The organism is Rhodococcus sp. CX (assembly GCF_015865005.1).
Lineage (GTDB): Bacteria > Actinomycetota > Actinomycetes > Mycobacteriales > Mycobacteriaceae > Rhodococcus.
In genome coordinates, this window is the sequence record NZ_JADZGH010000193.1 from 1 (window position 1) to 6675 (window position 6675).

Genomic DNA, 6675 nt, shown 5'->3' on the forward strand with positions numbered 1-6675 from the left:
CGCGTCGGTGATCGGGCTGCCGTTCGAGCGGTTCGTGTGGATGGAACAGATCCACAGCCGCAACGTCACCGTGGTGGACGGTCCGGTCGACGGCCCGGTGCCCGCCACCGACGCGCTGGTCACCCGCGAGGTCGGTCTCGCCCTCGTCACCCTCAGCGCCGACTGCGTGTCGGTGCTGCTGTCCGACGAGGAGGCCGGCGTCGTCGCCGCCGCCCACGCCGGCCGGATCGGGGCCCGCATCGGGATCGTGCCCAAGGTCGTCGAAGCGATGGTCGATCTCGGGGCGCGCCCCGAGCGGATCGGCGCGTTCCTCGGACCGGCCGCGAGCGGCCGTCACTACGAGGTTCCCGCGGCGATGCGCGACGACGTCGAAGCGCACCTGCCCGGCAGTGCCACCCGCACCGTGAAGGGCACCCCCGGCCTGGACCTGCGCGCCGGCCTGCGTCGCCAGCTGCTGTCGCTCGGCGTCGCCGCGGTCGCCGAGGACCCGCGGTGCACCATCGAGGACACGATGCTCTTCAGTCACCGGCGCTCCGCCCCCACGGGCCGGCTCGCGTCGGTGATCTGGCTCGAGGAACAGCCGTCGGAGCACCCCGAATGAGCGAAGACGGAGCCACGGACGCTCGGCGCGCCGAGCTCGCCGAGGCCCTCGCCGCGGTGTGTGCCCGACTGGACGAGGCGGCCCGGGCCGCCGGCCGCGCGCCCGGCGACGTGGCCCTGCTGGTGGTGACCAAGTACTTCCCGGCCTCCGACGCGATCCTGCTGCACGAACTCGGATGCCGATCCTTCGGCGAATCCCGGGAACAGGAGGCCACGCCGAAGATCGCCCGGTTCCGTGAATCGGTCACCGACCCCGGCGTCGCCTGGCACATGATCGGCCGCCTGCAACGCAACAAGGCGCGCGCGGTGGCCCGGTGGGCGCACACGATCCATTCGGTCGACAGCATCCGGCTCGCCGACGCCGTCGCGGCCGGAGCGCGCGCCGCGCAGGAGTCCGGTGATCGCACCACACCGATCCGGGTATTGCTGCAGGTCAGCCTGGACGGCGACCCGCAGCGCGGCGGGGTGGTCGCGGCCGATCTGGAAGCCTTGGCGGCCGCGGTGGCCGGCGCGGACGGGCTGGAACTGGCGGGGTTGATGGGGGTGCCGCCGCTCGGCTGGGACCCCGACGCGGCGTTCGAGCAACTCGCGCGCCTGCACGAGCAGGTCCTCCGGAACCACCCGGAGGCGACCGAACTGTCGGCCGGAATGTCCGGTGATCTCGAGCAAGCGGTTCGGTGGGGTTCGACATGCGTGCGTGTCGGAACCGCGGTGTTGGGCCGACGACCGTTAGCCTGATCTTCAACCGCCGCGCGAGGGAAGGGCGATCGATGAGCACACTCCACAAGTTCAAGGCCTACTTCGGGATGGTGCCGCTCGAGGACTACGAGGACGACTACCTCGATGATCCGGCGAGCGTCCGCCGTGAACGCGACCGCGAACGTGAGTACAACGATCCGTCGTATTCCGGTGGATACGGTCCCTCGCACCGGGACGAGTACCCACAGTCGCGTCGGGACGAGCCCGTCCACGACTTCCCTCAGGACGATTTCGATCGGTACGAGGCGCCGGCCCGCCCGGCACGGGTCGAGCCGATCTCCGCGCGCGTACCGCGCGCTGCTGCTGCTCCGAATCGCGCTCCCGGCCGATCCTCGCTGGCGGGGGAGTCGCGACTCGAACGCACCGAGGCGCGCCGCGGTGCCCTGTTCGACGAGGGAGGCCCGTTGTCGAAGATCACCACTCTGCGCCCGCGCGACTACAGCGAGGCCCGCACCATCGGGGAGCGGTTCCGAGACGGCACCCCGGTCATCATGGATCTCGTCGAGATGAGCAACGCCGACGCGAAGCGACTCGTCGACTTCGCGGCCGGGCTGGCGTTCGCGCTGCGCGGCTCGTTCGACAAGGTCGCCACGAAGGTGTTCCTGCTGTCGCCGGCCGACATCGACGTTTCCGCCGAGGAGCGCCGGCGCATCGCCGAGACGGGCTTCTACAGCCAGCAGTGACCGTCGGCGAGGCGGACCCCGGTCTGCGAAACGCCCGGCGCACGGTGCAGATCACCGTGCCCCGGGCGTTTCGGTTTTGATGGATCCGTCTTCGTCGGGCAGAGTGGGCGGGTGGCCGTATTCGAGGTGCTCTGGTTCCTGCTCTTCATTTTCTGGCTCCTGTTGATCGGGCGAATCATCGTCGAGTTCATCCGAACCTTCGCCCGGGACTGGAAACCGACCGGTTTCGTCGTCGTCGTACTCGAAGCGATCTTCACGGTCACGGATCCGCCCGTGAAGCTGCTCCGGCGACTGATTCCCCCGCTTTCCCTGGGGGGCGTGCGGCTCGATCTGTCGATCATGGTCCTGCTGTTCATCGTCTATTTCCTGATGGCGTTCATCCCGCGCGGAGGCATGGCCTGATGGCCGACACCCGCGTTGCACAGGCTGCGCCGACGCTGCTCTGTGCCAGAATGGAATGCCATATACAGTGGGGTCGATACGCGTGACGCATTGCAGGTATCGACAACACTGTGCTTTCGGCAGGGTCGTCGAAACCGACGGAACTGCGGATATACACACGACTGCGCATATCGACCTGATTGTCGATTTCGACACGAATGTGGATATCGCTGAACGCTGATTGACCGCTTACACGACGCGTGAAGGGACCCTTCCATGCCGCTGACACCAGCTGATGTGCACAATGTCGCGTTCAGCAAGCCTCCGATCGGGAAGCGTGGTTACAACGAGGACGAGGTCGATGCTTTCCTCGACCTCGTCGAGCAGGAGCTGACGACCCTCATCGAGGAGAACGCCGACCTGCGCCAGCGGGTGGCTGAGCTCGACCAGGAACTTGCCGAGGCGAAGAAGAGCGCGCGCTCGGGTGGGCAGGTGCCGTCCGCAGCCGCGAAACCGGAACCCGCGCGAGTCGTGGAGACTCCGAAGCCGGAACCGGCCCCGGTTCCGGCGCCCGCTCCCGCACCGGCTCCCGTGGCTGCCGCCCCGGCCGGCGACTCCAGCATGCAGGCCGCCAAGGTGATCGGTCTCGCGCAGGAGATGGCGGACCGGCTCACCAGCGACGCCAAGGCCGAGGCCGAGGAACTCGTGCGCAACGCCCGAACCAACTCCGAGCAGCTGGTGTCGGATGCGCGGACCCGCAGCGAGGCGATGATCGCCGACGCGCGCCAGAAGTCCGAGGCGATGCTCGCCGACGCCCGCACCCGCTCCGAGACCCAGCTGCGTCAGGCGAAGGAGAAGGCCGACGCGTTGCAGGCGGACGCGGAGAAGAAGCACACCGAGATCATGGCGACCATCAACCAGCAGCGTTCGGTGCTCGAGGGTCGTATCGAGCGGCTCAAGACGTTCGAGCGCGAGTACCGCGTGCGCCTGAAGTCGTACCTGGAGTCGCAGCTCGAGGAGCTCGAGCAGCGTGGCTCGGCGGTGCCGGTCGACGGTGACGAGGACACGTTCAACGGGTCGAACTCGTCGTCGTTCGGTTCCACCTCGTTCGCCAAGGGCGGCAACTGATCGAGCACCGGGCCTGGTGCCGGACGTCGGATGAGGATTCGACGTGCTCGTGGTGACTCTCGTTCTCGCGGCCATCGGATTCGGCCTGCTGGTCATCGCGCTGATGACGGGGTCGGTCGCCTGGGCCTGGGCCTGCATCGTGGTGTGTGTGGTGGGAGCGGTCCTGCTCCTGGTCAGTCTGCTGACCAGTTCGCGTACCGCTCCCGCCGCGCCCACCGATCGACGGTCGCGGCGGCGCGACAGCGACCGTGATCGAACCGACTGACCGCACGTCCTACAATGGATGAATCCCGGTTCCACCGGGGTGGATGAATCCCGGTTCCACCGGGATGGACGAAACCCCGGCACGTCCGGGACGGCGACGATCCGGCCATCACCGGGGAGCCTTCGGAAGAACGGTTGGCCCGCCACCGGCGGGGCAACTCAGTAGAACCGAACGGGTGGGCCCGTCACAGCCTGCACGAGTGGCCCGTCCGGTCCCGACCGGGCGGTGCAAGCGGGGTGGTACCGCGGTCGCAGCGCACAGTGCGCGGTGATCGTCCCCGTGCCGAGCACGTCCAGGCACGGAGGAGCCCCCGCAGTGACCGAGAATCCCGCAGCGACCGGCAACGCTGCACCCAGCGCAGACGCACCGACCCCGGCAGGCGGATACCCGCGCGTCGACTACGGCGTCGCGAAGGATTCGGGCGTCGATTTCCCCGATCTCGAGCAGCGCGTTCTCGCCCGCTGGGCGGAGGACGACACGTTCCGGGCATCGCTCGCGCAGCGCGAGGGTGCCGAGGAGTTCGTCTTCTACGACGGCCCGCCGTTCGCGAACGGCCTGCCGCACTACGGACACCTGCTCACCGGCTACGTCAAGGATCTGGTACCGCGCTTCCAGACGATGCGCGGCAAGAAGGTGGACCGCCGCTTCGGCTGGGACTGCCACGGCCTGCCCGCCGAGCTCGAGGCCGAGAAGCAGCTCGGAATCAAGGACAAGTCCGAGATCGACACGATGGGCCTGGCCGAGTTCAACGCGTACTGCAAGCAGTCGGTGCTGCGGTACACGGGGGAGTGGCGCGACTACGTCACCCGGCAGGCCCGCTGGGTCGACTTCGACAACGACTACAAGACCCTGGACCTGGACTTCATGGAGTCCGTCATGTGGGCCTTCAAGTCCCTGTACGACAAGGGCCTGATCTACCAGGGCTTCCGGGTGCTGCCGTACTCGTGGTACGAGCAGACGCCGCTGTCCAACCAGGAGACCCGGCTCGACGACGCCTACAAGATGCGTCAGGACCCGGCCGTCACCGTCGACATGGTGCTGCGCGCCCCCGGCACCGAACTCGACGGCGCCAACGCCCTGATCTGGACCACCACCCCGTGGACGCTGCCGTCGAACCTCGCGATCGCGGTGCACCCGGAGATCACCTACGTCGCGGTGCGGGTGGCCGGCGAGACCGAATCGAAGACCTACCTGCTGGCCAAGGACCGCGTGGGCCACTACGCCCGCGAACTGGGCGACGAACCGGAAGTGCTCGCCGAGTACACCGGCGCCGACCTGGTCGGCCTCGCCTACGAGCCGCCGTTCGACTTCTTCACCGGCCGTGACAACGCGCACCAGGTGATCGCCGCCGACTACGTCACCACCGAGTCCGGCACCGGCATCGTGCACATGGCTCCCGCCTTCGGTGAGGAGGACATGGAGTACTGCCAGCGCAACGGCATCGAGCTGGTGCAGCCGCTGGATCCGGGCGGCAAGTTCACCTCGATGGTGCCGCCGTACGAGGGCCTGCAGGTCTTCGACGCGAACCCGGTGATCATCAAGGACCTCAAGGCCGCCGGCAAGCTGCTGCGGCACGAGACCATCGAGCACTCCTACCCGCACTCGTGGCGTTCCGGCCAGCCGCTGATCTACATGGCGGTGCCGTCGTGGTTCGTCGCCGTCACCCGGTTCCGCGACCGCATGGTCGAGCTGAACCAGGAGATCACGTGGGTGCCCGAGCACATCCGTGACGGCCAGTTCGGCAAGTGGCTCGAAGGTGCCCGCGACTGGAACATCAGCCGCAACCGCTACTGGGGCAGCCCCATCCCGGTGTGGGTGTCGGACGATCCCGCCTACCCGCGCGTCGACGTGTACGGCTCGCTCGACGAGCTCGAGGCGGACTTCGGGGTGCGCCCGGACGATCTGCACCGGCCGATGATCGACCAGCTCACGCGACCCAACCCGGACGACCCGACGGGCCGTTCGACGATGCGCCGCGTGCCCGAGGTGCTCGACTGCTGGTTCGAATCCGGGTCCATGCCGTTCGCGCAGGTGCACTACCCGTTCGAGAACCAGGACTGGTTCGAGACGCACTACCCGGGCGATTTCATCGTCGAGTACAACGGGCAGACCCGCGGCTGGTTCTACACGCTGCACGTGCTCGCGACCGCGCTGTTCGACCGGCCCGCCTTCAAGTGCGTCGCCGCGCACGGCATCGTCCTCGGTGACGACGGCCTGAAGATGAGCAAGTCCAAGGGCAACTACCCGGACGTCAACGAGGTGTTCGCGCGCGACGGCTCCGACGCGATGCGCTGGTTCCTCATGTCCTCCCCGATCCTGCGCGGCGGCAACCTCGTCGTCACCGAGCAGGGCATCCGGGAGGGCGTGCGGCAGGCGCTGCTCCCGCTGTGGAACGCGTGGAGCTTCCTGCAGCTGTACGCGTCGAAGCCGGGCACGTGGCGCACCGATTCGCCGCACGTGCTCGACCGGTACATCCTCGCCAAGCTGGCCGAGACCCGCGACGTGATCACCGAGGCACTCGAGGTGGTCGACATCGCCGGTGCGTGCGACGAACTGCGCACGTTCTGCGACGCCCTGACCAACTGGTACGTGCGACGTTCCCGGAACCGGTTCTGGGACGAGGACACCGACGCGATCGACACCCTGCACACCGTCCTCGAGGTCGTCACCCGCCTCGCGGCGCCGCTGCTGCCGATGGCGTCGGAGGTGATCTGGCGTGGCCTGACCGGTGGCCGCTCGGTCCATCTCGCGGACTGGCCCGAGGCCGGCGACATCCCTGCCGACCCCGAACTCGTCGCCGCGATGGACGAGGTGCGGGCGGTGTGCTCGACCGTCCTGTCGCTGCGCAAGGCCCAGCAC

The 6675-nt window shown here is 68.3% G+C and carries 7 protein-coding genes; all 7 read left to right on the top strand.

Features of this window, described 5'->3' with window-relative positions; translation table 11 throughout:
• Nucleotides 1-601, top strand: a 601-nt coding sequence (gene pgeF / locus I0Q12_RS20700) for a peptidoglycan editing factor PgeF (RefSeq protein ID WP_197254168.1), incomplete at its 5' end; no start/stop codon positions are given.
• Nucleotides 598-1338: a YggS family pyridoxal phosphate-dependent enzyme gene (locus I0Q12_RS20705; RefSeq protein ID WP_197254170.1), complete on the top strand. Its 741-nt coding sequence runs from the start codon at nucleotides 598-600 to the stop codon at nucleotides 1336-1338. The genes pgeF and I0Q12_RS20705, both read left to right, overlap by 4 nt.
• Before the next feature lie 32 nt (nucleotides 1339-1370).
• The gene (locus tag I0Q12_RS20710) at nucleotides 1371-2042 is read left to right on the top strand and encodes a cell division protein SepF (protein WP_197254171.1); all 672 of its coding nucleotides are present in this window, start codon (nucleotides 1371-1373) and stop codon (nucleotides 2040-2042) included.
• Nucleotides 2043-2153: 111 nt separating this feature from the next.
• Nucleotides 2154-2444, top strand: a complete 291-nt coding sequence (locus I0Q12_RS20715) for a YggT family protein (RefSeq protein ID WP_072813817.1) — start codon at nucleotides 2154-2156, stop codon at nucleotides 2442-2444.
• A 255-nt stretch (nucleotides 2445-2699) separates the two neighbouring features.
• The gene (locus I0Q12_RS20720) at nucleotides 2700-3551 is read left to right on the top strand and encodes a DivIVA domain-containing protein (RefSeq protein ID WP_197254173.1); all 852 of its coding nucleotides are present in this window, start codon (nucleotides 2700-2702) and stop codon (nucleotides 3549-3551) included.
• Nucleotides 3552-3594: 43 nt separating this feature from the next.
• On the top strand, nucleotides 3595-3816 hold the full coding sequence (locus tag I0Q12_RS20725; RefSeq protein ID WP_197254175.1) for a hypothetical protein: 222 nt from the start codon (nucleotides 3595-3597) through the stop codon (nucleotides 3814-3816).
• 315 nt (nucleotides 3817-4131) lie between these two features.
• Nucleotides 4132-6675: isoleucine--tRNA ligase (ileS, locus tag I0Q12_RS20730; protein ID WP_307846379.1), on the top strand; the 2544-nt coding region annotated here is incomplete at its 3' end.